We start from the raw sequence: 25,912 nt of genomic DNA, 5'->3' as shown, positions 1-25,912 counted from the left end.
CCGGGGCTGCCCGACGCGGCCTTTCAACAGACAAACGGCCGAAAACGGCCCGATCGACTCAGTCGTCCGGATGACTGCCGTCGTCGTTGTGCGGATGACCGTGTTCGATCTCTTCCGGCGTGGCTTCGCGCACGGACACGACTTCGACGTCGAAATTCAGATTCTCGCCGGCGAGCGGATGGTTGCCATCGACGGTCACTTCCTCGTCGCCCACTTCCGTGACCATGACGGTCACCGGGCCCTGCTGGGTCTCCGCACGGAAGCGCATGCCGGGCGCCACTTCATCGACGCCTTCGAAGGCCGAGCGCGGCACGGTCTGCACCAGTTGCTCGACGCGTTCGCCGTAGCCATTTTCCGGTGTCACGGCCACCTGGAACTTGTCGCCCGCCTGCTTGCCTTCCATCTCTTCCTCGAGACCGGCAACGATGGTGCTGGCGCCGTGGAGATAGCGCATCGGCTCGCGCTCGCGCGAGGAATCGATGACTTCCTTGTTGTCGTTGGTGAGCGTGTAATGGAACTCGGCGACGGTCTTGTCGGTGATTTGCACGGTTGGTACCACATAAACAGATGTTCGGCGCATCCTACGCGAGATAGGCGCCAAGTGCTGGCACGCCGTGTTGTGCGGGCGCCCCGTCTGGACTAGCGGTACCGCTCAGGTCGCGTTTCGGCCAGACGCGCTCCGGCGGCTAAGAGCGATCAGCCGCTGCCGCCGCGCGAGTGCTCTGCGCCGCCCGAAGCCGGATGCCAGTGGCCGCCGCGTCTGCGTCGCTCGATGGATGCCGGCCACGCTTGCCGCGATCGCTCGCCCGCGCCCGAGGGCCGCATCGGCGCGCACGGCGCATCGGCGCATACCACCCGATTGCGACCGTCGGACTTGCCCTGGTAGAGCGCATCGTCGGCACGTTGCAGCAGGCTGTCAGCGGTATCGCCCTCGCGCCATTGCGCCACCCCGAAGGTGGCAGTGACGCGCGGTGCCTGCTCCACTCCCGGCAACTGTGCGATGCGGGTGCGCATCGCTTCGCTGCAGGCGCCGGCGGCATCGAGATCACAGTCCGGCATGACAATGGCGAATTCCTCGCCTCCAAAGCGGCAGACGGTATCCGTGTTGCGCAGCCCTTCCTGCAGGGTCCGTGCGAGATGCTGCAGCAGACGATCGCCGATGGCGTGCCCGAAGACATCATTGACCGCCTTGAAGTGATCGATGTCGATCATGACCAGGCTGAAGGGGATGTGTTCCGTTCGCGCAGTCATGACCGCCGCTTCCAGGCATTGGTCCAGTTGACGCCGGTTGCCGACGCCGGTGAGCTGGTCAGTGACCGAGAGGCTGTGGATCTCCGCCTCTCGCTCGGACAATCGACGGTTCATGACGATCAGCTCGCGCTGACTCTGGGCCAGATCGGCGCTGAGTCGCATGGCCGCATCCGACACGCGCATGATGTCCTCGATATCGTGCTCCGCCATCAGCAGCCATCCATCGCTCTGAAATCGCACATGGCCGCGCAGGCTCCGAGCCTGGCCTTCCGGGTCGCCGATGGTGAGCAAACCGCGATAGCAGGGCGCGGCCGCCGTCCCCGCCAGACGCTGCAAGGCATCCAGCCGGGGGGACAGCAAGTAGGGCGCTACGTGGAGATGCGATGCATTGCGTACGGCGTCTGGCAGCAATCGGCGAAAGCCTTCGTTGGCCCATTGCAGCGCACCGTCGTCGGCGATGCGGGCGAACGCGATGCTGCGCATCGGCGCCAGCCACTCCATCGGGAGCGCGTCCTGCGTCATGCCACCTTGGCGAGCGTGCGCAAGGTTTGGCCGAGGTCGCGGACGTCGGGCACCAGAATAATGTCTTCCATGCTGCGCGCGATATCGGGGTACTCGGCAACGGCCAGGCCGCCGAGCAGAAGCTGCGGCGCAGCCGGCCCCAGGCGGCTGCGAACGCGCGTGAACAGGGCGCGCGTCGTGAGCAGGTGATGCGCCAGCGACACCGACACGGCCAGTACCTGCGGCCGCTCCCGCGCGACCGCTTCGAGGATGGCGTGCACATCCCCGCCCGCGGGCAGCGTGTGCGTGTTCCATCCGGCTTCGGCGAGGGCATCGGCGACAATACGCAGTCCCACGCTGTGCCGGTTCCCCGGTGCCAGCGCGAGCATCGATGACGAGTCTTCCGGGCCACCGCGCCCGTGTGCATGGGCCGTCTCTGCAAGCAGAGCTTCGACGATCGCCGTCGCCAGATGCTCCTGGGCCACGGAAATCTGATTGTCTTGCCATTTGCGGCCGATGCTGTAGAGCGCGGGCTGGACGAGCTCGACAGCGGCGGCCACCGGGTCGCGCTGCCGTTCCAGTGCGGCCCGGAACAGCTGCTGCGCCAGAACGTGATCGCCGGCGACGAGGGCCGCCTCGAACTCGGCATAGCCGCGGCTGTCCGGCGGAGAATGAATGCGCCAGTCGGTGGCGTGGCGGTGCCAGCGCAGGGCGTATTGCACTTCGCGCAGGACGCCGTACAGTGCGGCACGCGCACTGGCTGAGGCGGTGTCGCCGAAGACCGCATCGAGGCGGTCCAGACAGAGCGGCACGGCATCCGGGGCTGCCTGTCGCGCCGTCAGCACGTCGCGCAACCACAGCAGATAGCGCACCAGCGGGCTGCTGGTGTACCCGGCGATGGATGCCTCAAAGTGATCCAGCAGCCGATGGGCCTCGTCGCGCATCTCGCGCACGGCGTCCTCGCCGAACTCGCGCCATGCCTGGGCTGCACGGTTGCGGAATACCTCGACCAGCGCCGCGACGGCTGCATCCCGCTGATTCTGGATCACGGCGTGGGCTTCCGCCGCTTCAATGACAAGAGCGCGTTCGATCATGCGATTCCTGCTGCGATAAGCTATCGCCCTCCGGGACCCGACCACTGCTGGCCGTGCGGGGGACGTCATTGCCAGTATGTCGACGGCGCTTCAACAGACCATCCGATCGGCTGATCGCCGGTAGCACTTGCCCGCTGAGTCGGCGGCCACAACCGCCGCGGTCCCCGGCGTGGCAGCATGCAGGCAATGACACACACCGAACTGCTTTCCTTGTTATTGCCCTGGCTGGCCGGTGGCCTTGCCGCCCTGGCGGTGGGGCTTCTGTTGCTCGCGCTAGGGCGCGGTCGCCGCATCGCCGGGTTGGTGCAGGACGTGCAGACGCTGCGCAGCGAGCGCGTCGGCTATGAGGCCCAGGCCGAATCCATGCAACAGCGGTTGGCGGAGCGTGAGCAGCGGATCGCCGAGCTGCATCAGATGCAGGAAACGCTGCGCGAACAATTACAGCGTGAGCGCACGGCCGCTGCGGAGCTGCGTACACGCCTTGAAGCAGAGCAGAAAGCGGCACAGGAAAAGCAGAAGTTGCTCGAGAGCACGCGTGAGCAGCTCGAGGAGCGCTTCAAGATCCTTTCCGCGGAAGCGCTGGAGGCCAACAAGAAGTCCCTGCTGCAATTGGCCGAACAGCGCTTTCAGCAGCAGGAGCAGCTGGCCCGCAACGACCTCGACAAGCGCCGGCAGGCGGTGGATGAGCTGGTCAAGCCGCTGCGCGAATCATTGGCCAAGCTGGAAGGGCAGAACCAGAAGCTGGAGGCAGCACGCAGCGAGGCCTACGGCGCGCTCAACCAGCAGATGAAGGCCCTGATCGATACCCACCTGCCTGCTCTGAAGGGGGAAACCGACCGACTCGTCAAGGCGCTGCGCCAGCCGCATACCCGCGGTCGCTGGGGAGAAGTCCAGCTCAAGCGCGTTGCCGAGATGGCCGGCATGACCGAGCACATCGACTTTTCCGAGCAGGAGAGCGTGAGTACGGATCAGGGTGGGCGTTTGCGCCCCGACATGACCGTGCACCTGCCTGGCGGACGGCGCATCGTGGTCGATTCCAAGGCGCCGGTCGCCGCCTACCTGGAGGCCATCGAAGCCCCCGACGAAGACAGCCGCAACGCACGCCTGAAACAGCATGCCCAGCAGCTGCGCAGTCATATCCAGCAGCTGGGCGGCAAGCAGTATTTCGAACAGTTTGACCGCACGCCGGAGTTCGTCGTCCTTTTCGTACCGGGCGAGGTCTTCTTCTCTGAGGCGTTGAAGGCCGACCCCAGCCTCATTGAGTACGGCGCCGAGCGCAAGGTCATCGTCGCCTCGCCGACCAGCTTCATCGCCCTGCTCAAGGCGGTGTCCTACGGCTGGCGCCAGGAGGACCTTGCCGAGAATGCCGAAAAGGTGGCCAAGCTGGGCCGGGAGATCTACGACCGCATCGGTACCCTGGCGGGCCATTGGCAGAAAGTCGGCAAGAGCCTTGACAACGCCGTGGACGCCTACAACAAGGCCGTGGGATCGCTGGAAACCCGCGTGCTGAGTTCGGCGCGCAAGTTCCGCGACCTGCAGGTGGGGGGCGAGGCCCTGTCCGAAGTGGAACCCATCGACCATGCCGCGCGCCCGCTGCTTGCTCCGGAGATGCAGCCGCTTCCTACGGCGGAGGATCGGGCGCTGCCATCGTCGACAGGCGACGCGTCGCCGACCACTGACGCCGCTGACGGTGCCGATCCGGAGCCAGGTCGGTGAATATCCTCATCATCGGCAACAGTGGGTCGGGCAAGACCACGCTGGCGCGGCGTCTCGCCGCCGAACTGGGGGTGGCGCCTTTGTCCATGGACCGTGTCGCCTTCGCCGAAGGCACGCAGCGCCACCCCGTTCAGGCCAGCGTGGCAGCACTGCAGGCGCTGGTCCAAGGGCAGGTGCATCGCGTGATCGAAGGCTGCTATGCCGACATCGCCGAGGCGCTGCTGCCGGATTGCGATCATCTGCTGTTCCTCAATCCGGGCGTGGAGGTCTGTGTTGCCCATTGCCGCCGACGGCCCTGGGAGCCGGACAAATTCGCCAGCGCGGCTGAACAGGACGCCCATCTGGACGCCCTCATCGCCTGGGTGCGGGCCTATCCCGAGCGCCGGGACGAGTATGGCCTGATCCGCCATCGTGCGCTCTTCGAGGTCTTCAGCGGGGACAAGCGCGAGCTCCGCAGGATTGAGGACTACGCCGCGCTTTGAGCGCGGGGTGCCAAGAGCACCGGCGCGCGGATGGAACACGCCCAATGCCGCAATGTCTACATGGCAACCGTCATTGAGGAATCGAACAAGGAGGCAGCCCATGCCCCATGCTTTGCGTATCAGCTGCACATTGTTGGCCGCCACGCTGTTGGCAGCCTGCGCCACGACCCCCGACGCGCAGGATCAAGCGAATGCCACGGACAGCGAACAGGCAGAGCGTCGCGCGATGACGGAGGAGGCGCTGCGCGCTGATCGGAGCAGGCGCTGCCCGGAGAATGCACGCGACCCCGCAGCGCAGCCGCGGCAGGCCTGCCCCTCTGAGCGCAGCGCCGGGCCGCTTAGCGCGCCGACCTCCACGCTGGAGGGTGCGATCAATCAGCCCCTCGGCGGACTCGGCAACGCGACCGGCTTGTAATCCGCCCGCGCGTGGGCGCGGGCAGGCGTGATTGTGGTCGCCGGCAGGTGCGTTTGGGGACATCGCCCGGATCAGGCGCATCGCCTGTGTGGCCGCTCTCATCGGCCCTTTCACGTGACCCGCCCATCACGCTCGCTTCTGTGTCGCCCCCGCGGTAGCGCATAACGGCGCCTGCGTGGCGTCCGTACGGATAGTGCCGGAATGCTGCTAGGCTGCCTGTCATTCAGGGAGCGGAAGGAGCGAAACGATGCTGCTCAGTCTAGGTATCGTGCTGTGGGCGGTGACGCATCTGTTCGTGGCGGTTGCGCCGTCGGCACGGCAGCACCTTGTCGACACGCTGGGGCTGGGGCCCTACAAGGGGCTGTTCTCGCTCGTGATCGTGCTGTCGCTGGTCATCATCGTGCTTGGCTGGCAGGCCATGCCGCCTACCTCGGCCTATGTGCCTCCCATCGGTCTGCGTCACGCCACTCTGCTGCTTGTGCCCATCGCTGTGGTGCTCTTCATCAGCGCGCGTGCGCCCACCGACATCAAGCGGATCATCCGGCACCCGCAGCTCACCGGCGTCAAGCTGTGGGCAGTGGCGCATCTGCTCGCCAATGGCGAGTGGCGTTCGCTGATCCTCTTCGGCGGCTTTCTGGCCTGGGCGGTGCTGGAGGTGATCTTCATCAAGCGCCGCGACGGTGCCTGGGTCAAGCCGGAACCGGTGGGCGCGGTGCGCACCACGGTCAGCGCCATCATCGGCCTGGTCCTGGCTGCCTTGCTCATCGTCGTGCATCCCTGGATCGCCGGACGTCCCGTGATCGCCATGGGTTGAGCCGCTCCGTCATGGAGTGCGGGGCGCAGCCCCCCTCGTGGGCCGTACCACGGGGGCACGCGGACTTATTGCGCCGTGTTTGACCGATGATTGCTGCAGTGCAGCGATCTGAGCAATGATGGGCAACCCCCAAGTTCGGAGCCTTGTCTAGATGCCAACGCCTGTCGCTGCCGATACGCGCGAACTGGGGCTTGAACTGGGCTTGCTCGCGCTACGTTATTTTGCGGGGACCGATGCCCTGCACTATGGGCTGTGGGATGAAGACCTGCCGCCCTGTCTCGGCAACATTGCGGAGGCGCAGCGACGCTATACCGAGTTTCTCCTCACCCATATTCCGACCGAAGCGACCTCGGTACTGGATGTGGGTTGCGGTGCAGGTGTGGTGGCACAGCGGCTCGTCGAGCGCGGACATACGGTGACCTGCGTTTCTCCTTCCGCGGTGCTCGCCGCGCGCACGCGCGAACGCCTGGGTGATGCGGTGGAGGTCCACGAATGTCGCTTCGAGGCACTGGAAACGCAGGCGCAGTTCGACGTGGTGCTGTTCAGCGAGAGCTTCCAGTACATTCCTATGGACATTGCATTGCCGCGTGCCCGCGCCCTGCTGCGACCGGGCGGCAAAATTGTGATCTGCGATTTCTTCAAGACCGAAGCCGCGGGCAAGGGGCCCATGGGCGGCGGCCATCGTTACACGCGATTTGCGCCTGCTGTGCGGGATGCGGGTCTGGAAGCCGCCGTGGGTATGGATATCACCGCGCGTGTAGCGCCTACGATGGCGGTCTACGATCAGCTGCGCGCCGAGCTGGTGGGCCCTGGCTCCGCCATCATCGGCCAGTATGCGCGTGCGCACTATCCCAGGATCAGCCGCCTTGCTGCCTGGTTCATGCGCCGACGTCTGGAGCGCTTTCGGCGCAAGTACCTGAGTGGTGAGCGCAATCCGCAAGCATTTTCGCATTGGAAGAGCTACCGCTTGATCGTCTTGCGCGCGCGGGCAGCCGCCTCCGAGCCGGTGGCGGGACGCAGCGACACACGGCTGTCGATGTGGTGGCCCTTGGCGGTTGGTCTGGTCGGACTGGCTGAGGTGTAACGCTGGCCGACTAGGATGTGGTGGCGGTGGACGCGTCCTCGGAAGGCCGCATGATGCTGGGGCCGAGGGTTTCGAGGACCTCACGGGCATCGAAGGCGTCGATGGCGTGCTGTGCGGGGGCTTCCTGCAGCAGCTTGAAGATGGCCGAGGCCCGATAACTCTCTCCGCCCTGCGCGGGGACCCGGTCGACGATGATCAGGCTGGTGCCAAAGGGGTCGCCATGCCACCCGAAGCCGGTGGTGATGCCAGTCACCACGGTCTGATGGGGGCGATCCTCTTCTACCTTGTGCAGACTCGGTACGAAGTAGCGGTAACCCCGCTCCACAGTGATCTCCGCAGCACGGTAGAGCAGATAGTTTTCCACGGTCTCCTGTGGCGTCAGAAAGTTGCCTCGGAAGACCACGCGCACGCGGTCTGGCTCCAGTGCCTGCTCACTGTAGCCGTGCAGGCCATCCTCCGGTCGCGGCTGATACGGTGTGGGGCCGGTGGCGCAGGCGGTGACGAACAGCAGGGCAAGGCATAGAACGGCGCTTCTCATGTCCTTCTCGTCGCAAGGGGTTCTGCTTAGAGCGCGCCCCTGCCGCAGTGTTCCATGATGCCCTGCAAGGTCCTCTCGGTCGCGCGCTATCCGTTGGCCCCCGATCGCGCTTTTGCCCCGAGCAGGAACAGGAGGGCGGCGAACAGGGTGACCGCGCCAATAATGGCGGGCACGAAGGCCAGTGCGCCGGCCAGGCTGGCCTCGCCCAGCGGGGAGTCATGCAGGCTGAGGCCATGATTCTCGGCGAACATGCCGAACAGATAGAACATCGCGTTGCCCCAGACTGCGATGACCACGCCCCAGCTCACCATCGCCGCGCGCCCGCTGGGTAGCACCACGGCCTTGAGCGCGGCAGCCAGGGCGATGGCCATGATGCCGTTCATCAGCATGCCGATATGCAGGATGCGCCAGCCGCGCGCCGTGCCGGGGATCTCCATGTCCATGAAGACCGGAACCGGCGAAAAGGAGATGCCGCCGAGCATCTCGAAGGTGAGAAAGAATCCACCGATCATGGCAAGCAGCATCGAAGCGATGCCGTTCTTCATCATGCGGTGTGCGTGCTCGTGGTTCATGGCGTCCCCTTTGTGTGTTGTGTTCCGATGCACCGAAGCAGGCTTCATTCCTGCGGCAAGAAGGATTATGCTGCATGTATTGCGTATGCGTAGTCCGCATTACGCGCCTTGAAAGCACCCTGAAGTGGTGCAGGAGGAGACCATGGCGAGCGTTGCCACCCATCCCATGCAGGGTTTTCCGGTCCGGCCGCTGAAGTTCACGATCGACGAACTGACGCAGGCGGATTTCGTCTGGAGTCCGCGCGTACCCGAATTCGCGGTCTTCCTGAACGCCCTTGGCGTGCATGTGCCCTACTTCGAGCGCTATCTGGTGCACAGCATGCGCAAGGCGCGGGAGCACATCACCGACCCCGAACTCAAGCGCGACGCCACCGCCATCATCGGTCAGGAAGCGCACCACGCCAATAACTTCCTGAAGCTCAACGCCCGCCTGGCAGAGCGCTATCCGCGCATGCCCGAATTCGAGGCGGCGAACAAGAAATACTTTGAAGGTGCCGCCAACCGGGACAGCCTCAAGCGGCTGACCGGTTTCACCGCCGGTTATGAGACTTTCACCTTTCTCGCGGGTGGGATCATTCTGCAAAACCATCCGCGCTGGCTGGCCGATGCGCAGCCGCTCATGAACGCGCTCTGGGTCTGGCATCAGGTGGAAGAGGTGGAGCACGGCGCGGTGGCCATTGACGTCTACCGCCATCTCTACGGCGAACACGAGTGGTACCGCAAGTGGATGGTGCTGGTCGCGCTCACTCACATCTTTCGCGAGACCTTCACGGCCTACTTCCACATGGCGCGCGTCGAGGGCTGGCTGCGGCGTCCACGCCGCGCTCTGCGCTGTGTGGGCTTCTTCCTGCGTCTTGGTGGCATCTTTCTCAAGAACGCGTTGCCCGCCTTCCGGCGCGGTTATGACCCCCGGCGTCATCCGCTGGTCACGGACGGGCAGAGTCCGATCCAGATTGCCTGGCGGAGATATGAGGCCGAGGGTGGCAATGTGCTCGAAATCGACCGCGACAAGATGGCCGAGATTCTCCGTGTGACGCGCTACGGCGACACGGCTGGCTGAATCGCATTTCGCGCCCCCTTGCAAGCCGGATATCGACAATGATTCGGCAAAGTAGGGCAAATTACTAAGGAATTGCGATGCGCAGCACGCGCAGCCGCTGGCATGCTGCACGACTTGTTCATGACAACGTGCTGATCAACTTGGCGGCACAAGCCAGGAGGAAAGCGATGCAGACCCTCATTCGCTCGCTCGCGGTGCCCTTTTTCGTAGCCATTCTTGCCGCTGGATGTGGCGGTAGCGGCTCGTCCGATAACGCCGGCTCGGGTGGTAGCGGCGGCGGTGGCGGCAATGGCGGCGGAAACGGCGGCGGTTCTGCACCGGGACGAACGCTGGATGTGCCCATCGGGGCCAACGCCACGGACCAGGCCATCGAAGCCTTCATTCGCGCGCGACCGGGTGACACGATCCGCTTCGACTGCGGCTTCTATGATCTGACGTCGACCTTGCTGCTGACCCAGACCGAGGCAGTCACCATCAAGGGCTGCGGCATGGACGAGACGGTGCTGTCCTTCCGCAACAGCGATGGCGTGGAAGGCATTCTGGTCGACGAGGTGCGCGGCGTGGTCATCGAGGATCTGACGGTCGCCGATTCGGCCGGCAATGGCATCGAGATGCGCAATGTCGATCACGGCACCGTGCGTCGGGTGCGCACCTTCTGGTCCTCGGGCGGCGGTCGCGAATCGCCCAATCCTGTGACGGCAGACAACTATCGCGGCGAAGACAGTCCGCTGCAGGTGGCCTGCACCGACCCCGCGACACTCGACCCGAGCGCGCCGGAGAACCAGTTCCCCGGCGCCGATACCACGTCTCCGGACTACACGGTGAGCGACAAGGCCGGCCGCTACGGCATCTATCCGGTCAAATCCAAGAACATTCTGGTCGATGGCGCGGAATCCATCGGGGCCTCCGACGCGGGCATCTATGTCGGTCAGACCTCCAACGCCATCATCCGCAACTCGCGCGCGGCCTATAACGTCTTCGGTCTGGAGATCGAGAACGTCCGTCATGGCGAGTATTCGAACAATCTGGCCGAGTGCAATACCGGCGGCTTCCTGATCTACGATCTGGACAACCTCACCCAATATGGTGAGCGCACGATCATGCGCAACAACATCTCGCGCATGAACAACACCTACAACTTCACCGAGGGCGGCTTCGTCGCCAATGTGCCGCCGGGCAGCGGCATGATCACGCTGGCCTACGACCGGATCGATGTCTACGACAACGAGTTCATCGACAACAATACCGGCGGCATCATCCACGTCAGTTACGAGTTGTTCCCGGAAGGCGCCGGCCGGCCCACGGACAAGAAGATCGACTTCTATACCGAGGGCATGCGCATCTTCCGCAACACCTTCCGCAACAATGGCAACGGCATTCCGCTGCCCACGACCAATGATCTCGCAAATCAGGATGTGGCGCGGCTGCTGCCCGCCATCCTTGGCGTCAAGACGGCGGCCGGCTGTCTGACCAGCCCGGGCAGCTGCCCGCCGGGCGCCAACCCGATCCGTGGTGCGCATATCATCTGGGATGGTTTGCTGCCGGAATACGACCCGGACTGCCCCTATCCCACCGATGCCAACGGCCAGCCGCTCCCCGAAGAGGAGAATTTCCCGGGCAAGCCGCGCCATACCAACGAGGAACCGCAGCCGGCGTGTCACTACAACGCCTACAAGTTCCGCACCGATCAGCCGGACAATCCCCGCAAGGTGCCGCAGTTCTTTTCTTCCTGCATCGACAGCAGCAACGACTTCGGTGCCGACAGCATCACCTACAGCAACTTCCACGGCACGCGGGGTCTGGAAGCGGTACTCGCCCTGCTTGGTGACGATCCGGTCGGTGACCTGCTCAGCCCCGAGGGTCTGCAGAGTGTGGTGACGGGGGTCGCCGAATTCCCCGCCGATCTGGACATGTCACCGCATGACTGCGAGACCCAGTACGGCGCGAATCTGCCGCAGATTGAACCGGTGGTGATCCCGCCCTTCGTGCCCAGTGGCGAACTCGACCCGGCGCCCAGCGACGAGGAAGTGGCGGCCCTCTGCAATGCCGATGTCGCCCCCGGCGAGGTCAATTTCGCCGCCGCCGCGGTGAACTGCCCGACGCTGTCGCAGTACCACCTGTTCCAGGATGACGAGGATCCGACCAGCGAGCCGAATGGCCGTGGCTTCCCCTTCGTGCTGAACACCAAGCTCTTCTCGGATTACTCCGTGAAGTACCGCGTGGCATACCTGCCGCCCGGCGAGACGATGACCTATACGGCGCCGGAGGCCACCCAGCCCTCCGGTACGCTGGTCTTCCCCACCGGCACGATCATCGCCAAGACCTTCTCCTTCGCCAGCGACGGCTCTGAAGACCACATCGAAACGCGGCTTCTGATCAAGCGCGACACGAGCAGCGGCGGCACGCGCTGGGTGGGCCTGCCCTATATCTGGCGCACCAAGGCCAACGGCGAGCGCGTTGCCGAACTGCAGATGCGCGGCCAGAACGGGATTCAGGCAAGCTGGAACTTCGAGGACGTCAATACCGGCGAACGCCTGCAGGGCGCCACGGACAGCTATAGCGTGCCCACCGCCAACCAGTGCCTGAGCTGCCACGCCAACCAGGACCTGGAAGCGGGCTCGGCGCCAATCGGGCCCAAGGTGCGCAACTTCAATCGCCCCTATGCCTCGGAGTCGATGGTGGTCACGGATCAGAGCCGCCATCCCATCGCGGGCAACAACCAGATTGCCTGGCTGTGTGAGAACGGCTATATGTCGGGATGCCCCTCGGACCTGGGTGTGGATGCCACTTCGCAGATCGCCACCAATCTGGGGCGTTTGCCCAAGTTCAACGTGCCCGGGGATGCTGGCTTCCCGGCGGGTTCCGACGAGGACATTGAGGCGCGCACCCGTGCCTGGCTGGAGGTGAATTGCCAGCACTGTCACAACCCGCGCGGCTTCGCCGCCAATACGGGTTACTACCTGGACGTCTTCCGCCCCGTCGATACCAGCTACGGCATCTGCAAGGGGCCGACGGCCACAGGTGCCGAGGGCAGCGGCGGCCGCACCGTCGATATCAAACCGATGGATGCGGATGGCTCCATCCTGCCCTACCGGCTGGGGCCGGAAGCCGATACGCCAGCGGCGCAGATGCCACCCATCGCGCGCAGCGTGGTGCATACCCAGGCCTACGATTTGATCCGCAACTGGATCAATAACGTGGTGGTGGCCGACGACAGTCGCTATCCGGGCTCCGAGAGCTGCGCCGGAAACTGAGGCAGGCCCCCGCGGCGACGGTCATGCCGTCGCCGTGGGGGCTGGCCTAGCGGTTGACGCGCGCCCGCAAGGCTTCGAGCAACGCATAGGTCGGGAAGGCGTCGGGCGTCTCACCAATCTGGCGTTGGAAGGCGCGCAGCCCGCTGCGCGTATTGGGGCCGACGATGCCGTCGGGCGTGCCCACCTCGAAGCCGAGCCGGTTGAGCAGGGTCTGCATTTCCTTGACCTGCTGGCGCGACAAGGCCGACAGGCTGCGCGGCCACGAAGCCTGCAGGCCCGGCCGGCCCGCGATGCGGTCGGCGAGCAGGCCGACCCCCAACGCATAGCTGGTGGCGTTGTTGTAGCGCAGGATGGCGTCGAAATTGCGCCCGATGAGGAAGGCCGGCCCTTCCGCACCGGCGGGTAGCAGAATCGCCGCGCGGCTGAGCTCCGGCAGCGCGTCACCTTGCACGGGGCGTACCCCCATGCGCACCCATGCCGCCACCGGGCGGCGTTGGTCACGGCCACTCAGTGTGTAGTCAAACCCCTCAGGCAAGTGCACCTCCACGCCCCAGGGCTCGCCTTCGATCCAGCCCGCGCGCTCAAGATAATGCGCCGTCGAGGCCATTACGTCCGGAATGCTGCCCCAGATATCGCGCCGGCCATCGCCATCGGCATCCACCGCATAGGCGCGGAAACTGCTGGGGAGGAACTGGGTGTGGCCCATCGCGCCTGCCCATGAGCCGCGCATGCGCTCCCGGTCGATGTCGCCGCTGTCGATGATCTTCAACGCCGCCAGCAGTTCCCGACGCGCGAATGCCGTTCGCCGGCCCTCGTATCCCAGCGTGGCCAGGGCGTCGATGGTGCGGAAACTGCCGAAGTGGCTGCCGTAGTTGCTTTCCATGCCCCAAATCGCCACAAGAATTTCGGGAGCAACGCCGTAGCGCGCGCCGGCCGAAGCGGCGGCTTCTCGGTGCTCGGCGAGCTGGCTGCGCCCGTTGCGAATGCGTGCGTCGGAGACCGCGGTATCGAGGTATTCCCAGATCTGGCGGGTGAACTCGGGCTGAGAGCGGTCGCGCTCGATGACTTCGGGCAGATATTCCGCCGGATCAAGCGCCTTCGACAAGGTGTCCGCGCCGACGCCCTCGGCGCGCGCCTGCTCCCGCATCTGCTGCAGCCAGTTGCGGAAATCCGTGTCACCGCGCGTCGATGACGGCGCCTCCGCAGAAGAGGCGCCCATCGGAGTGGCCGTCGCAGGCGCTTCGGCGGCGATGGATGCGGGCTGGTGGGCCAGACAGCCGCTGATGGCGGCGCTACACAGGAGAACGGCAAAGGGGCGCATGGCATAGCGGCATGGAATGGACCAGCCGCTAGCCTAACCCGAGCCCGACGGTTGGAGGGCCAGCGCCTCCGAGCCTTCTACTGCCTGGCTTCGGCCCCTGTAGGGCGGCCTCAGCCGCCCCGATTCGCGATCAAGCGATAGGCAAAGAGCAGGATCAGGGCGCCGACGATGGCCGTCACGATGCTGCCCAGGCTGAGCCCGCCCACCGTGCCCAGGCCGACCAACGAGCCGACGAAACCGCCGACGAAGGCGCCGGCAATGCCGATCAGAATGGTCACGATGAAACCGCCCGGATCCTTGCCCGGCATGATCCATTTGGCCAGTGCGCCGGCGATCAGGCCGAGCACGATCCACGAAATGATGCCCATGTCCACTCCCCCAAGGTTGACCGCCGTGCGCGGCTGCCCCTCCTTTGTACGTGTCGAAGCGGCCGTACGCAAGGCGGGGCCCTGGCAGAGGCAAGCACCCGCGTGCTGTCACTCCGGCGTCATCGAGCAGCCCTAGGATTGCCGGCTTTCCGTGGATGTGGCCATGCCTCCGACCCGTAGAGCGCTGCTTCTGAGAACCTCCGCTGTACTGGGCACTGCTGTCCTGCTTCCCGCTTGCGGCGGCAGCGACAACGGGGTCGAGACAGAGGGTCCCGATGCGAGCCGTTTCCGTCATGGGGTGGCCAGCGGTGATCCGTTGAGCGACCGCGTCATTCTGTGGACGCGCGTCACGGGCGTGGCCGAGGGTGCCCTGGTGCATTGGCGCGTCGCCCGCGATCCCGAGATGCAACAGGTCGTACGCACGGCGGGCGACGGCTTCGACTTCGGCGGACCGCGTCGCCTTTCGGCCGCGACTGACTACTGCTTCAAGATCGATGTCGCGGGGCTGGAGCCGGGCACTACCTACTACTACGACTTCGCCGTGGCCGGCAGCCGCTCGCCCATCGGCCGGACCAAGACCCTGCCCATTGGCGCGGTCGACCGCGTCCGCCTCGCGCTTTGTGCCTGCTCCAACTACAGCGTCGGCTGGTTCAATGCCTATCGCGTACTGGCCACGCGCGATGTGGATGCGGTCCTTCATGTCGGCGACTGGTTCTACGAAGGCGCCGGCAGCAGCAGTGCCATCGGAAGACCACACGATCCGCCGCGTGAAACTGTCACATTGGACGATTATCGCCGCCGGCATGCCCAGTACCGCACCGACCCGGATCTCGCCGAGGCCATGCGCCAGCATCCCTTCATTACGGTGTGGGACGACCACGAGTCGGCCAACAACGCCTGGATTGGCGGCGCCCAGGCGCACGATCCCGAAACGGAAGGCGACTGGCAGCTGCGCAAGCGCGCCGCAGCCCGCGCCTACGCGGAATGGATGCCGCTGCGCCTTCCCGATGCACAGGATCCATTGACGATCTGGCGCCAGTTTGCCTTCGGCGATTTGGTCGATCTGTTCATGCTCGATACCCGCCTGCAGCGCAACGCCCCCGAGATCGCCGATATCTACGACGCCGCGGCGGATGATCCAACGCGCAGCATGCTGGGCGCGGACCAATTGCAGTGGGTGCGGCAGCAGATGCAGGCGTCGCAGCGCCGCGGGACCGCCTGGCGTGTGCTTGGCCAGCAAACCATGATGGCGCCGCATCGCGGCTTTACGCAGGGGGAGGTGCCCTTCCCCTATCTGCCGGAAGACGTCGCGCGCCCGATGGGCATCCGCCAAGGCGGGGGGAGCGAAGGCACCGACAACTGGTCTGCTTATGCCGCGGAGCGCAACGCGTTGATGGCCTTCTGGCGCGATGAAGGAATTACCAACAACGTGGTGCTCACCGGCGATATCCACACCGCCTGGGCGGCCGACGTGGTGGAGGATCCGTACACCCCGTTCAATCCGCTGACCTCCGGTCTGACCGGAGTCCCGGGCTACAACGCACTCACTGGCGCTGGCGCCACCGCTGTGGAGTTCGTCGCGATGAGCGTGACGTCCAGTAACGCCATCGATTTCTCACCGGATAACGCCGACACCGTGGCCTCGGTGGTCGAAGCCTACAATCGGCTGGTCGTGGAGACGCTGAATCCCAATGTCGTGCATCACAACGCGGCGATTCATGGCTTCGTGCTGATCGATTTCACTCCCGAGCGGGTTCGCGGCGAGTTCTGGCAGACGGGGCCCAACAATCAACGATTCGGCCCTGACGACGATGCCCGCTTCGACGCGGCGGCCGAGGCATGGCACGGTGCGGCTGGCCAGCCCGGCACCAACCATCTCCGATTGGTGGACAGCGCCACGACGGCGCGCGCCGGCCAGCCGCCCGTGGCGCCGAGTATGCCCGGACGCTGGGTGCTGTAGCCCCCCCAATTAGGCAGCGCGCGACTGCGACGCGTGCATCACGGCCTCGGCGGCGGCGACGGCGTCGCCGTTGGTTTCTTCAAAGCATTCCGTCCAGCGCTGATAGACGTGCATGTCGCCATGCTGCCAGGGGTGGAATCCGGGCTTGAAGTAGCGCAGATAGTGCGGCAGCAGCCGCGGGAACAGGCCGCCCGGACCGTACAGCCACCACAGCCCCTTCAGCCAAAGCCGGCCGCGCTGCTCGATCCCGTCTTGCTCGAACATGTGGCGCATGAGCAGGAAGACATGCATCGGAAAGCTGAAGGAGGTCAGCAGCATGGCGCCGACGCGCGTGAAGTAGCCGCCCTTGGCCGCCGTGCGATAGACGTCGAAGGCCACCGCCTTGTGCTCGATTTCCTCCACTGCATGCCAGGCGTACATCGCGCGGATACGCGCGTCGGCCTTGTCGAACAGGCCGTGCCTGCCGAAGAAGCCGTGCGCCATCATGGCCGTGAGATGCTCGGAAGCCACCGTCTGGGCCAGCGTGAAACGGCGCGAAAAACGCGTGCGGAAGGTGCCGAACATGATCTCGCGCTGGCGCTGCAGGGCGTGATCGACGGCAATGCCCTGCGCCTTCAGGCGGTTGTTGAACTGGGTGTGGACCGCGCCATGTTGTCCTTCCTGGTAGATGAAGTCCTTGACCTGCGCCAGCAACTGCGGGTCCTGGATGTCATCGCGGAAATCGCGCACGCAGGCGATGAAGAACTTCTCACCCTCCGGGAACAGCAGCGACATGGCGTCGAAAAAGCGGCTCTTGAAGGGATCACCATCGAACCAGTGGCGCGGAATATCGCCGTCCAGCCCGAAATCCGGGCCTTGACGCGGGACGATCCTGTGCGAGTGCGTTGCCATAGGGCGTCTCCTTTGATCGCCATGCCACGCTACGCCTTGCGTCTGGCACTGCCTATGACGCGCAGCGACCGCAGGGAACCATCGGCGACAGATGCGCTATCGCTGCCGGCGGTAGGCCGAAGGCGTCATGCCCGTCCAGCGCGAGAAGGCGCGCGTGAAACTGCGCCGGTCCGAGAAGCCAAGCCATTCGCTGACCTGATCGATATGCGTATTTGGGTCTTCGAGGTAGCGCCGTGCCAGGCGCTGGCGAACCTGTGTCTGCAAATCCGCGAAGTGGGTGTTCTCCTCGGCCAGCCGTCGCTGCAGGGTGCGCGGGTGCAGCCCGATCTCTTCCGCCATGGCGTGTATCCCAAGCCCAAGCAGAGCGGGGTGGCGTGCGAAGCTGCGTTCCACCAGCGCGACCAGACGCTGTTGGCGAGGCAGGGCGCGCAGGCGGCGCTCGATGCGCTCGCGCGCCTGGGCATGTAATGCGTCGTAGGCGCCGGGCAGCGGCGCATCCAGCACTGCACGGTCAATATCCAGCGCGTACTCGGTGGCGGAAAACTGCACCGGCAGGCGAAAGAAATCCGGGTAGGCCGCCGCGTGTTCGGGCGCCGGATGCCGGAATCGCAGCCCCCGCATGGGCGCTTCTTCACCCAGCAGACGTCGCCCGAACTTCACCACGGTCGCAAAGGCGGTCTCGCTGAACCAGGGCTTGGGCGGACTCTCCATGACGCTGAAGTGCAAGACGATGCTGGCCGCGTCCTTGTGTTCGCGCAGACGCAGGTCCAGGAACGGATTGACCAACTCACGCACCCAGTCGAACACGCGCAACGCCGCGCGCAGATTCGGGCTGGTGGAAAGAAAGGTTTCGAGATCCGGCAGGTAATCGAAATCGAAGGTATCGCCCAGCACAAAGGGAAAATGCGCGTCCTCGGCCAAGGCCACGCAGCGTTCCATGGCCCGTTCCAGCTTGGGGCGTTCGATGGTGGCGGTTTCCAGATTGAGCAGATCCGTCGTGATACCGAGTTCTTCGAACACCGGTTCGATATTGAAACCGCAGCGTGCCGCCGCCTTGACCCAGTTGGGCAGGGTGATGAAGGGGATGGGCTCGTCGTCGAGCGGTGCGGCGCGTTCCATGATCTGCAGTATGCCGACCCCGCCCCCGCGACGATACGGCAGCGCCGGTCATCCGCCGACATCATTCAGGCGGCACAATGCAGGCCATTGGGGCGTTCATCGGAAGGGAAGGTGCGCGAGCAAGGCAGCATTGAACAGGGGGCGGATCGGCCCGAGGATTGGTGGACCGGTGAAAGCCAATGGCTGGGCCCCCCGCTGACCGCCGTGCATCTGCAGCAGTGCTGCGCTCTGGCGCGCGCGCATCTGCTCGCCAATCAACGGCCCGCCGGCAATTTCGTCTATGCCTACGACTGGCAGCGCCGGGACGTGATCGATGAAGACAATGCCGTCCGCCAGGCCGGCGCCTACTGGGGATTGGCGCAGCTGCAGCGGGCGCAGCCCGATGCCCCCACGGCGGCGGCCCTGGACGCAGCGCGGGCCTTCTGGTCCGATGCGGCGCGCTATGCCGATGGGGGGCGCTGCTGGTTTGTGTACCCCGGTGCTGGCGAAGGGCGGACCGGGGCGCTGGCCTTGGTGCTGTTGAGCTGCATCGCGCAGTTGCGCACGCGTGGAGTGGCGACAGACCAGCGGCAAGCGCTCGAAGGTTGGCTGGACGCGGGCCTGGCGCAGTGCCTGCATCTGCAGACCGAAACAGGCCACTTCTTTGATGCCATCGATTCGGACAGCGGTGATGGATTCGGCCCGATTTCACCCTATGCGGACGGCGAGGTGTTGCTGGCCATGGCGCAGAGCGCCCGTTACTGCGGCCATCATCAACTTTGGCCCGCCATCGAACTACTGGCCGAAGCAGGCTATCGCGATCACGTGCGCATTGCGCGACAGCAGGATGCCGACTCGCCGGTGACCAAGGGCTACTACCAGTGGGCGTCGATGAGCTGGTTCGAGATGATTGGCAGCGGGCGATGTGACGCGGAACTCTGGTCAGAACGTCTCATTGAGCTGGCGTGCTGGATGATCGACACGCATCGCGTCCTCCGCCGCCGTCGCAATACCGCCTACGCCTTCGAAGGCATTGTCTGCGCCTACGCCACCGCCCGCTTCCGTGATGATCCGCGGGCGCGCAAGTTGAGCAATGTCGTTCGCATCGGGCTGCGCCAGTTGTTGCGCTGGCAGGTGGGGCATCCACTGGCCAATGCCTTCGTGCGGGGTGCGGCGCCCGACGATCACCAGGCGCGGGGTGGGGTGCAGAATGCACGCAACGAGGCGCTACTGCGCGTCGATGTGGCCCAGCATCAGGCCCACGCCGCCTTGCTGGCATTGTCCTGGTGGTGGCCAATGCTGGCGGAGGGCGCGCCCGCCCCGTCAAGCTTTGCTGTTGCGGTTCCCACGCTGTTGGAGCGCACCAGGTAGCGCGTTGCGCGCGTAGTGCCAGTGGTCGGTTGGCGCGCGCCGCACGGCGCCATCCGTCATCCGGTCGCCACGCTCGTGCGCCAGCATGCTTCGGCTTGCCCATGACGCATTGCTACCGGAAGATGTCCCCTGGGAATGCGAGGGAATGGGACGACCGGCGCAGCGCATGCGCGCCCGCTGACATGGGGAACCACATGGCACAGACACCGCAGGATGCCGAGCCGCGTCGCGGGCCGCAGGGCACGCAGATCTTCTCGCGCGACGATCTGGACCGCATGATTGCCGAAGCGGCCACCCGCTCGGGCTTGCCTGCGCCCGTAGCGCTGCGCGGGGCCTCCGAAACCGTGGCGGGCCGGGTGTTCGGGCTGGACAAGGCGCGCATGCTGATCGGGCGCGCATCGCATTGCGACCTGAGCCTGGATGAACCCAGCGTCTCGCGCGAGCACGCGCGGCTTACACGCGAGGATGACGGCGCCTGGTATGTCGCCAATCTGCTCTCCAGCAACGGCACCTTCGTCAACGGCAAGCGGGTCAGCCGCTCCGCCTTGCAGCCCGGCGATCACCTGCGTATCGGACGCATCGATTTCGTCTTTGAAATGTCGGCGGAATCGGCCGAGCGTCCCCCAGCCAAGCGCAGCGGCGCTTGGAGGTGGGGTGTGCTGGTGAGCGTCCTGGTGCTGGCGGGCGGCATTCTCGCCTGGTGGCTGATGCCTTAAGCCAGCGCCACGTCGGGGCCGACCTTGCGCGCTGCCCTGGTTCCTACCCGTTGGCTACGGGGGCCATGGCCGTGCCGAGCAGCATGAAGATGGCAAGGTTGATCAGCCAGCCGATGAGCACGACCACCACGGCCCGCCAGGTCTGGGTGTAGTCGAGCGCCTGACGGATGGCAACCACCACCGCAACCAGCTGCCAGATGCTCGCCACAAGGACGATCAACGGGCCAACAGCGGGAATGAATCCGAACAGGCGCAGCAGGCCCGGGCTCTGCGCGAAACCCGTGGTACGTGCCACCTGCCCCCAATCGGCTTCGGTGCTTTTCTCTGGCAACAGCTTGGTGCCGATCAGCCAGATCAGGCCTGCCCAGATGGCCCAGCCGACGACCGCGGCGATGACGCCCACGATCAGCCCGGTGAAGCCGGCTGCTGCCATGCTGCCGAGTCCGGTCGCAATGGCTACCAGCACGACCACGGCAAGGGCGTGCATTGTGGCGTTCTGGTCGTGCTCGACGGCCTCGAAGGTGGCGACATCCAGCTTGGCGGCGCCGATCATGCGCTGTACGAATTGATCCATGCTGCGCTCCCTAAGTTGTGGTTGTGCCCATCCTGCACGATTTGCACTGCGAAAGTGCGACAGCGGGCGCGATCGCGCCTAGTCGATCAGGGCGCCGAGCAGAAACATTCCGAGCAGAAGCCGAATCAATCCACCGACCCAGCGACGGCGGACCATGCCGCGCGCGCCGCTGTAGAGCAGCCATAGGCCCAGCGCCAGTACCAGGAAGGAGACGACAGACACGTCGATGCCCAGGGCCGAAGCCAGCCCCTGCAGGAATTGGTCAAGCCAGCCAAACAGGGTAGCGAAGAAGTCCTGCAGCGCTTCCACCAATACCCTGATGGCCTCGCCGAAAAAGCGGCCCAGCCAGTGCAGCAGATCATCCATGGCGCGCACCTTCGATCAACGGGAGGGTGCGCGCCATGCTTCAGTCGACGTGATGGACCGGCGGCATGCGCCCGGCGAATTCGCCGCGCTTCTTGGTCGCCGCGCCGGTGAGGGCAAAGCCGGTCTCGCGACCATCCTCCGACGTGAACACGGCTTCCAGATCCGGCGCTTCGCCCGCGACCTGCCAGTGCCCCGTGTTGTCCAGCGGCGGGCAGACCAGCGTCGGGCAGGCGGGCGTCTTGACGATGACGGGCATGGCCGGCAGTGGCGCCTCGGTGTGCTCGCCCGCGAGCGTCTTGGCCAGTGCCCGCGCGGCATGCGCGATGGGGAGGATGTACGGCATGGGCTGTGCCCCCGCATCGGCAGGCACGTCGACGCAATCGCCCAGTGCATAGATATCGCTGGCCGATGTCTGGAAGGCGGCATCGACGCTGATGCCCCGACCACAGTTCAGGCCGGCAGCCTTGGCGAGCGTGGTATTCGGCGCCAGGCCGATGGCCGATAGCAGCACATCGAAGGCGACGGTGGTGCCATCCTCCAGTTCGGCGACGCCATCCGCCACCTGCTTCACGCCCGCACCCAGGTGAAAGCGGACCCCCAGTGCCTCCAGGCCGGCCTGCAGTGCCTGACCCTGGGCTTCCGGCAACAGTCGGGGCAACGGCCAGGTGCAAAGGTCGACGACATCGACCTGGTACCCGGCCGCGGCCAGATCATTGGCGAATTCACAGCCGATCAGCCCGGCGCCGGCAATCAGAACGCGGGCCTTTTCCGGAAGGGCCGCGCGAAAGCGTCGGTAGTCGTCGATGGTGTTCACCGAAATCGCGTCCGGCCCGAGAGCGGACAGGCGGATCGGGGTGGCACCCGTGGCGAGTACCAGCTTGCCGTAGTCGAGGGCGACGCCATTGTCCAGTTCGATGCGATGGGCGTCGGCATCAATGGCAGTGACGGTGGCATGGGCGTGCAGTTGCGCCCCGACACCGGCCGCGGCCTGGTCGGGCGGCTGCTGGACGAGCCCGTCGGCATCCTTGTCCATGGCCAAAGCCTTGGACAGATTCGGCTTGTAGTAGGCGCAGCCATCGTCGCGGGTGACGAGGTGGATCGGCGTCTCGGTGTCGAGCTTGCGGAATTCGCGCGCCAGGGTATAGCCGGCATGACCGCTACCGACGATGACGATGGAGGCGGAGCTGGCGGCCATTTAGTCGATCGGCACCATTTCGAAGTCGTCCTTCGAGGCACCACAGTCCGGGCAGGTCCAGGTGTCCGGAATGTCCTCCCACTTGGTGCCGGGTTCGATGCCTTCTTCCGGCAGGCCCTTGGCCTCGTCGTAGATGAAATCGCAGATCATGCAACGCCACTTGCGCATGGGTGTACTACCTTTTCATTGACCAAAAAAAGACGGCGCGCTTGCGCGCGCCGCCGGATATTGTGCCCTCTTTCGCCTAGGCTTGGTGGTAGCGCGCCATCAGGGCTGCTTCCTTGCCGGGCTGCAGGGAGGCCTTCGTCAGGTCACCACCGTGATGGGCGACAACCTTCGGATCCATGACCCGGAACCAGAGCTGCGGGATATAGGCCAGCACGATCATCGAAGCGTAGCCGCTGGGCAGCTGGGGTGCTTCGTCGAAATGGCGTAGGGCCTGGTAGGACCGTGTCGGATTGGCGTGGTGGTCGGAGTGCCGCTGCAACTGATAGAGCAGCAGGTTGGTCACGGTGTGGTTGCTGTTCCACGAGTGGCGCGGCTGACAGCGCTCGTAGCGCCCGCTCTCGAGCTTCTCTCGGCGCAGACCATAGTGCTCCAGATAGTTCACCACCTCGAGCAGCGAGAAGCCATAGACCGCCTGGATGATCAGGAAGGGCAGCGCGATCCAGCCGAAATAGGCGGTCAGGCCAACAAAAAGCACCAGACTCATCGACCACGCCTGCAGGTTGTTGTTATGGATCGACCACACCGAGTGGCCGTTGCGCTGCAAGCGCTTGGCCTCGATCTCCCAGGCCGAGCGCAGGCTACCGATGACCGTGCGTGGCAGGAATGCATAGAAGCTTTCGCCCATGCGCGAGGAGGCCGGATCCTCCGGCGTCGCTACGCGCACATGGTGACCGCGGTTGTGCTCTACGAAGAAGTGCCCGTACCAGGAGCTTGCCAGCGCGATCTTGGCGAGCCACTGCTCGAAGCCGTCGGTCTTGTGGCCGAGCTCGTGGCCGGTATTGATTGCCAGCCCGGACACCATGCCAACCGAGATGGCGGCGCCCAGATAGGCCCACCACGCGAGGTCGAGCGTGGCAACGGCCCAGCAGCCCCACACCAGCGAGACATACTGCAGCGGCACGGCCAGGTAGGTGGCATAGCGGTAGTAGCGCTCCTTTTCCAGGCGCGGCACCACCGATTCCGGCGGATTGCTCGTGTCTTCCCCGATGAGGTAGTCGGCAAGGGGCACGATGCCGTAGACGAATAGCGGGGAGAACCACCAGAACAGTCCGAGCCCAGTGAGCTCGAACAGGGCGTAACCGATGATTGGCAGCAGCATCACCGGCGCACCCAGCAGCCACAGGAATTTCTTCTGGTCGACCCAGTTGCCCGCATTCAGCGTCGCGGTGCTCATAACGCATCCTCACTAAACAATCGTTTAGTTGAACGATAATTTAGTGCACCGCGGCTGTCAATCCCTGATTTTGGTTATGGCTGTTATCTTGACAGTCGTTGCTGTCGAAGTCGCCGTGATCGGCGCACCAGCATGGCAATCAGCCGGCGCTGCGCGCGTTGCTGCGGGAGATATTCCGGGTGCCATTGCACGCCGATGATGAGCGCCGCGCCGCGGCTCTCAATGCCCTGCGTGATGCCGTCGGCGTCGCGCGCCACGGTGCGCAGGCCGTGTCCGAGACGATGCACCGCCTGGTGGTGCAGGCTGTTGATCGGCACGGGGTTGCGCCCGAGAATGCGGGCCAATCGGCTGCCGCGTCGCAGGACGGCCTTCTTGCTCGGCAGGACGCTGCGGCGATTGCTGGTATGTCGTCGGCGCTGCCGAATGTCCGGATATAGCGAGCCGCCCAGCGCCACATTCAACAGTTGTGCACCGCGGCAGATGCCGATGATGGGAATACCGGTATCCAATGCCTGCTGCAGCAAGGCCAGTTCCAGACGGTCGCGTGCCGGATCCGCAGCGGGCGCGCCACTGTCGTCGCCGCTGTACAGCGCCGGGTCGATATCGTCGCCGCCGCCGACGATGAGGCCATCGAGGTGCCTCGCAGGCTGGGGACGCTTGGGCGTGATGCGTACCGGCTCGCCGCCATGCGCACGCACCGCCGCGCGGGCAAACCACCAGCCCCAGGGCAATCGGCTGTCACCGCCGGTGATGCCGATCAGCGGCCGGCCAGTGCGTCGTCGTCCAGTAGCCATGCGCGTGATTGCCGGGCCCAGTCGCTGACCAGACGCCCCACCATGCCGTCGTGGGCGTCAAGATAAGCGGCCGCCATCGACTGTAGTCGCTCCGGATCGTTGGCCAGGTGCTCCACCTGCAGCCAGTCTCGCCAGAGGTCGCGCCAGCGCCAATCTGGCTCGTCGATCTGGCAATTGGGCAGTCGATAGTGCAGTGCCGGCCGCGCCTTGACGCGCGGATCCTTCACCGTGTTGCGCACCCTTTCCTCGTCGAGGTGGGCAAAGGTCGGCAGCATGTCCAGTGCCCGATTGCGGGTGGGATTGTGTGCCAGGTAATCGTCGATCAGCTGATCCACGGACGGGGCGTAGTCGGGCTGCAGAATGTGGCGCAGATAGTCGCTGGGAAACGGCTCGATGTAGGGCGACAGCCGGCGCGAGAAATCCGGGTGGCAACGCTCGCGCAACCAGTCGAAGAGCAGGCCGAAGGCCTGTACGTAGCGTGTAATGGTCTGGGCGTCGAGGGCGGGCAACTCGATGTTCAGGTGCAGGCCGAAGGCGTACAGCGGCGAGTGGCCCGTGCCGCGGGCACCCGCGCGGCGCAGCTGCGCAACCAACCGGTCGACAACTGCCAGTTCCTCGAAGGGAATGGGGGGTGTCACGATTTCAAACGGGACGACCTGCTTGGCGAGTGCGGCGAGGAGGCTCTCCGACAGCTCTTCCAGACTGTTGCGCTCCACGGTCGGGTCCGACTGCGCGCGGCCGAGCTCCTTCAGAAAGGCGAAGTCGAGCTCGATGACGAAGCTGCCCCACGGCGTATCGCGCACCTCTGCTTCGTAATCGGAAACCACATGGAGATGGCCACCGGTGCACTGCGGTACGAGTTCCGATAGCCTGGCCAGCGACAATCCGGAAAACTCGAACTCGACGCCCAGCCGCCGCGGGTTACCGTCATCGGTCTGCAGCAGCGGGGGCTGTGCCTCATCCGATGCAGGACGCTGCCGCCGCCGCCACCAGCGCCGGAACTGGGAGGCCACCGTGGAGAGCTCGGGCGCGATCCGCTTGCGTGCTGGCTTGGGGCCATTCACTGCGCAGCCCC

The 25,912-nt window shown here is 65.3% G+C and carries 26 protein-coding genes; 10 read left to right on the top strand and 16 right to left on the bottom strand.

What is annotated here, in order from left to right; translation table 11 throughout:
- Positions 1 to 58 precede the first annotated feature (58 nt).
- From ACOOFO_RS01855 to ACOOFO_RS01845, 3 genes are all read right to left on the bottom strand, one after another.
- Entirely contained in the window at positions 59 to 547 is a 489-nt protein-coding gene (locus tag ACOOFO_RS01855) for an FKBP-type peptidyl-prolyl cis-trans isomerase (protein WP_420427961.1), read from the bottom strand.
- Positions 548 to 696: 149 nt separating this feature from the next.
- Positions 697 to 1,773, bottom strand: coding sequence for a GGDEF domain-containing protein (locus ACOOFO_RS01850; protein ID WP_420427960.1), 1,077 nt, complete (start codon positions 1,771 to 1,773; stop codon positions 697 to 699).
- Positions 1,770 to 2,846: a cobalamin B12-binding domain-containing protein gene (locus ACOOFO_RS01845; protein ID WP_420427959.1), complete on the bottom strand. Its 1,077-nt coding sequence runs from the start codon at positions 2,844 to 2,846 to the stop codon at positions 1,770 to 1,772. Before ACOOFO_RS01845 ends, ACOOFO_RS01850 begins: the two co-directional genes overlap by 4 nt.
- Positions 2,847 to 3,032: 186 nt before the next feature.
- Here ACOOFO_RS01845 and rmuC point away from each other — a divergent pair, with 186 nt between their 5' ends.
- The 5 genes from rmuC to ACOOFO_RS01820 all read left to right on the top strand — a co-directional run bounded on the left by rmuC (position 3,033) and on the right by ACOOFO_RS01820 (position 7,357).
- The gene (gene rmuC, locus ACOOFO_RS01840; RefSeq protein ID WP_420427958.1) at positions 3,033 to 4,562 is read left to right on the top strand and encodes a DNA recombination protein RmuC; all 1,530 of its coding nucleotides are present in this window, start codon (positions 3,033 to 3,035) and stop codon (positions 4,560 to 4,562) included.
- Positions 4,559 to 5,044: an AAA family ATPase gene (locus ACOOFO_RS01835; protein WP_420427957.1), complete on the top strand. Its 486-nt coding sequence runs from the start codon at positions 4,559 to 4,561 to the stop codon at positions 5,042 to 5,044. The genes rmuC and ACOOFO_RS01835 overlap by 4 nt, the downstream gene beginning before the upstream one ends.
- Positions 5,045 to 5,144: 100 nt before the next feature.
- A complete protein-coding gene (locus tag ACOOFO_RS01830; protein WP_420427956.1) occupies positions 5,145 to 5,459 on the top strand; it encodes a hypothetical protein in 315 nt (104 codons plus the stop codon).
- 247 nt (positions 5,460 to 5,706) lie between these two features.
- A complete protein-coding gene (locus ACOOFO_RS01825; protein WP_420427955.1) occupies positions 5,707 to 6,273 on the top strand; it encodes an NnrU family protein in 567 nt (188 codons plus the stop codon).
- A 151-nt stretch (positions 6,274 to 6,424) separates the two neighbouring features.
- On the top strand, positions 6,425 to 7,357 hold the full coding sequence (locus ACOOFO_RS01820) for a class I SAM-dependent methyltransferase (protein ID WP_420427954.1): 933 nt from the start codon (positions 6,425 to 6,427) through the stop codon (positions 7,355 to 7,357).
- 10 nt (positions 7,358 to 7,367) lie between these two features.
- Here the strand turns inward: ACOOFO_RS01820 and ACOOFO_RS01815 are convergent, their stop codons facing one another.
- Both ACOOFO_RS01815 and ACOOFO_RS01810 read right to left on the bottom strand, forming a co-directional pair.
- Positions 7,368 to 7,895 (bottom strand): CC0125/CC1285 family lipoprotein, encoded by a 528-nt coding sequence (locus tag ACOOFO_RS01815; protein WP_420427953.1) that lies wholly within the window; start codon positions 7,893 to 7,895, stop codon positions 7,368 to 7,370.
- Between the two features lie 86 nt (positions 7,896 to 7,981).
- A complete protein-coding gene (locus tag ACOOFO_RS01810; RefSeq protein WP_420427952.1) occupies positions 7,982 to 8,467 on the bottom strand; it encodes a hypothetical protein in 486 nt (161 codons plus the stop codon).
- Between the two features lie 142 nt (positions 8,468 to 8,609).
- On the opposite strand from ACOOFO_RS01810, the gene ACOOFO_RS01805 reads away from it, so the two are divergent.
- Entirely contained in the window at positions 8,610 to 9,527 is a 918-nt protein-coding gene (locus tag ACOOFO_RS01805) for a metal-dependent hydrolase (RefSeq protein WP_420427951.1), read from the top strand.
- Positions 9,528 to 9,694: 167 nt separating this feature from the next.
- Positions 9,695 to 12,781 (top strand): parallel beta-helix domain-containing protein, encoded by a 3,087-nt coding sequence (locus ACOOFO_RS01800; protein WP_420427950.1) that lies wholly within the window; start codon positions 9,695 to 9,697, stop codon positions 12,779 to 12,781.
- Positions 12,782 to 12,827: 46 nt separating this feature from the next.
- On the opposite strand, the gene ACOOFO_RS01795 is transcribed toward ACOOFO_RS01800, so the two are convergent.
- A complete protein-coding gene (locus ACOOFO_RS01795) occupies positions 12,828 to 14,102 on the bottom strand; it encodes a lytic murein transglycosylase (protein WP_420427949.1) in 1,275 nt (424 codons plus the stop codon).
- 110 nt (positions 14,103 to 14,212) lie between these two features.
- A complete protein-coding gene (locus tag ACOOFO_RS01790) occupies positions 14,213 to 14,470 on the bottom strand; it encodes a GlsB/YeaQ/YmgE family stress response membrane protein (protein WP_420427948.1) in 258 nt (85 codons plus the stop codon).
- Positions 14,471 to 14,633: 163 nt separating this feature from the next.
- Here ACOOFO_RS01790 and ACOOFO_RS01785 point away from each other — a divergent pair, with 163 nt between their 5' ends.
- A complete protein-coding gene (locus ACOOFO_RS01785) occupies positions 14,634 to 16,430 on the top strand; it encodes an alkaline phosphatase D family protein (protein WP_420427947.1) in 1,797 nt (598 codons plus the stop codon).
- 9 nt (positions 16,431 to 16,439) lie between these two features.
- On the opposite strand, the gene ACOOFO_RS01780 is transcribed toward ACOOFO_RS01785, so the two are convergent.
- Both ACOOFO_RS01780 and ACOOFO_RS01775 read right to left on the bottom strand, forming a co-directional pair.
- Entirely contained in the window at positions 16,440 to 17,321 is an 882-nt protein-coding gene (locus ACOOFO_RS01780) for a metal-dependent hydrolase (protein WP_420427946.1), read from the bottom strand.
- Positions 17,322 to 17,417: 96 nt separating this feature from the next.
- A complete protein-coding gene (locus tag ACOOFO_RS01775) occupies positions 17,418 to 18,440 on the bottom strand; it encodes an AraC family transcriptional regulator ligand-binding domain-containing protein (RefSeq protein ID WP_420427945.1) in 1,023 nt (340 codons plus the stop codon).
- 111 nt (positions 18,441 to 18,551) lie between these two features.
- On the opposite strand from ACOOFO_RS01775, the gene ACOOFO_RS01770 reads away from it, so the two are divergent.
- Together ACOOFO_RS01770 and ACOOFO_RS01765 are read left to right on the top strand one after the other, a co-directional pair.
- Complete coding sequence (locus tag ACOOFO_RS01770; protein WP_420427944.1) at positions 18,552 to 19,790, top strand: hypothetical protein; 1,239 nt, start codon at positions 18,552 to 18,554, stop codon at positions 19,788 to 19,790.
- Positions 19,791 to 19,984: 194 nt separating this feature from the next.
- Positions 19,985 to 20,506 carry an FHA domain-containing protein gene (locus ACOOFO_RS01765; RefSeq protein ID WP_420427943.1) on the top strand — a complete coding sequence of 174 codons (522 nt, stop codon included), beginning with the start codon at positions 19,985 to 19,987 and terminating at the stop codon, positions 20,504 to 20,506.
- Positions 20,507 to 20,549: 43 nt separating this feature from the next.
- On the opposite strand, the gene ACOOFO_RS01760 is transcribed toward ACOOFO_RS01765, so the two are convergent.
- From ACOOFO_RS01760 to ACOOFO_RS01730, 7 genes are all read right to left on the bottom strand, one after another.
- Positions 20,550 to 21,080 (bottom strand): YIP1 family protein, encoded by a 531-nt coding sequence (locus tag ACOOFO_RS01760; RefSeq protein ID WP_420427942.1) that lies wholly within the window; start codon positions 21,078 to 21,080, stop codon positions 20,550 to 20,552.
- A 78-nt stretch (positions 21,081 to 21,158) separates the two neighbouring features.
- A complete protein-coding gene (locus ACOOFO_RS01755; RefSeq protein ID WP_420427941.1) occupies positions 21,159 to 21,446 on the bottom strand; it encodes a hypothetical protein in 288 nt (95 codons plus the stop codon).
- A 40-nt stretch (positions 21,447 to 21,486) separates the two neighbouring features.
- Positions 21,487 to 22,641 carry an NAD(P)/FAD-dependent oxidoreductase gene (locus tag ACOOFO_RS01750; protein WP_420427940.1) on the bottom strand — a complete coding sequence of 385 codons (1,155 nt, stop codon included), beginning with the start codon at positions 22,639 to 22,641 and terminating at the stop codon, positions 21,487 to 21,489.
- The gene (locus tag ACOOFO_RS01745; RefSeq protein ID WP_420427939.1) at positions 22,642 to 22,809 is read right to left on the bottom strand and encodes a rubredoxin; all 168 of its coding nucleotides are present in this window, start codon (positions 22,807 to 22,809) and stop codon (positions 22,642 to 22,644) included.
- A gap of 76 nt (positions 22,810 to 22,885) precedes the next feature.
- The gene (locus ACOOFO_RS01740; protein WP_420427938.1) at positions 22,886 to 24,043 is read right to left on the bottom strand and encodes an alkane 1-monooxygenase; all 1,158 of its coding nucleotides are present in this window, start codon (positions 24,041 to 24,043) and stop codon (positions 22,886 to 22,888) included.
- Between the two features lie 83 nt (positions 24,044 to 24,126).
- Complete coding sequence (locus ACOOFO_RS01735) at positions 24,127 to 24,837, bottom strand: gamma-glutamyl-gamma-aminobutyrate hydrolase family protein (RefSeq protein ID WP_420427937.1); 711 nt, start codon at positions 24,835 to 24,837, stop codon at positions 24,127 to 24,129.
- The gene (locus ACOOFO_RS01730) at positions 24,801 to 25,901 is read right to left on the bottom strand and encodes an amidoligase family protein (RefSeq protein ID WP_420427936.1); all 1,101 of its coding nucleotides are present in this window, start codon (positions 25,899 to 25,901) and stop codon (positions 24,801 to 24,803) included. Before ACOOFO_RS01730 ends, ACOOFO_RS01735 begins: the two co-directional genes overlap by 37 nt.
- Between the last annotated feature and the right edge of the window lie 11 nt (positions 25,902 to 25,912).

Origin of the sequence: Algiphilus sp. (genome assembly GCF_965216485.1) — a bacterium.
Lineage (GTDB): Bacteria > Pseudomonadota > Gammaproteobacteria > Nevskiales > Nevskiaceae > Algiphilus.
Note: the sequence above shows the minus strand (reverse complement) of the source record. Positions and strands in the feature narration are given on the sequence as shown.

Bases quoted from the DNA above. Each gene is read 5' to 3' on its own strand.
- ACOOFO_RS01850 (WP_420427960.1), bottom strand. From the start codon at position 1,773: ATGACGCAGGACGCGCTCCCGATGGAGTGGCTGGCGCCGATGCGCAGC.
- ACOOFO_RS01845 (WP_420427959.1), bottom strand. From the start codon at position 2,846: ATGATCGAACGCGCTCTTGTCATTGAAGCGGCGGAAGCCCACGCCGTG.
- rmuC (WP_420427958.1), top strand. From the start codon at position 3,033: ATGACACACACCGAACTGCTTTCCTTGTTATTGCCCTGGCTGGCCGGT.
- ACOOFO_RS01830 (WP_420427956.1), top strand. From the start codon at position 5,145: ATGCCCCATGCTTTGCGTATCAGCTGCACATTGTTGGCCGCCACGCTG.
- ACOOFO_RS01825 (WP_420427955.1), top strand. From the start codon at position 5,707: ATGCTGCTCAGTCTAGGTATCGTGCTGTGGGCGGTGACGCATCTGTTC.
- ACOOFO_RS01820 (WP_420427954.1), top strand. From the start codon at position 6,425: ATGCCAACGCCTGTCGCTGCCGATACGCGCGAACTGGGGCTTGAACTG.
- ACOOFO_RS01815 (WP_420427953.1), bottom strand. From the start codon at position 7,895: ATGAGAAGCGCCGTTCTATGCCTTGCCCTGCTGTTCGTCACCGCCTGC.
- ACOOFO_RS01810 (WP_420427952.1), bottom strand. From the start codon at position 8,467: ATGAACCACGAGCACGCACACCGCATGATGAAGAACGGCATCGCTTCG.
- ACOOFO_RS01805 (WP_420427951.1), top strand. From the start codon at position 8,610: ATGGCGAGCGTTGCCACCCATCCCATGCAGGGTTTTCCGGTCCGGCCG.
- ACOOFO_RS01800 (WP_420427950.1), top strand. From the start codon at position 9,695: ATGCAGACCCTCATTCGCTCGCTCGCGGTGCCCTTTTTCGTAGCCATT.
- ACOOFO_RS01795 (WP_420427949.1), bottom strand. From the start codon at position 14,102: ATGCGCCCCTTTGCCGTTCTCCTGTGTAGCGCCGCCATCAGCGGCTGT.
- ACOOFO_RS01790 (WP_420427948.1), bottom strand. From the start codon at position 14,470: ATGGGCATCATTTCGTGGATCGTGCTCGGCCTGATCGCCGGCGCACTG.
- ACOOFO_RS01785 (WP_420427947.1), top strand. From the start codon at position 14,634: ATGCCTCCGACCCGTAGAGCGCTGCTTCTGAGAACCTCCGCTGTACTG.
- ACOOFO_RS01780 (WP_420427946.1), bottom strand. From the start codon at position 17,321: ATGGCAACGCACTCGCACAGGATCGTCCCGCGTCAAGGCCCGGATTTC.
- ACOOFO_RS01775 (WP_420427945.1), bottom strand. From the start codon at position 18,440: ATGGAACGCGCCGCACCGCTCGACGACGAGCCCATCCCCTTCATCACC.
- ACOOFO_RS01765 (WP_420427943.1), top strand. From the start codon at position 19,985: ATGGCACAGACACCGCAGGATGCCGAGCCGCGTCGCGGGCCGCAGGGC.
- ACOOFO_RS01760 (WP_420427942.1), bottom strand. From the start codon at position 21,080: ATGGATCAATTCGTACAGCGCATGATCGGCGCCGCCAAGCTGGATGTC.
- ACOOFO_RS01755 (WP_420427941.1), bottom strand. From the start codon at position 21,446: ATGGATGATCTGCTGCACTGGCTGGGCCGCTTTTTCGGCGAGGCCATC.
- ACOOFO_RS01750 (WP_420427940.1), bottom strand. From the start codon at position 22,641: ATGGCCGCCAGCTCCGCCTCCATCGTCATCGTCGGTAGCGGTCATGCC.
- ACOOFO_RS01745 (WP_420427939.1), bottom strand. From the start codon at position 22,809: ATGCGCAAGTGGCGTTGCATGATCTGCGATTTCATCTACGACGAGGCC.
- ACOOFO_RS01740 (WP_420427938.1), bottom strand. From the start codon at position 24,043: ATGAGCACCGCGACGCTGAATGCGGGCAACTGGGTCGACCAGAAGAAA.
- ACOOFO_RS01735 (WP_420427937.1), bottom strand. From the start codon at position 24,837: ATGGCTACTGGACGACGACGCACTGGCCGGCCGCTGATCGGCATCACC.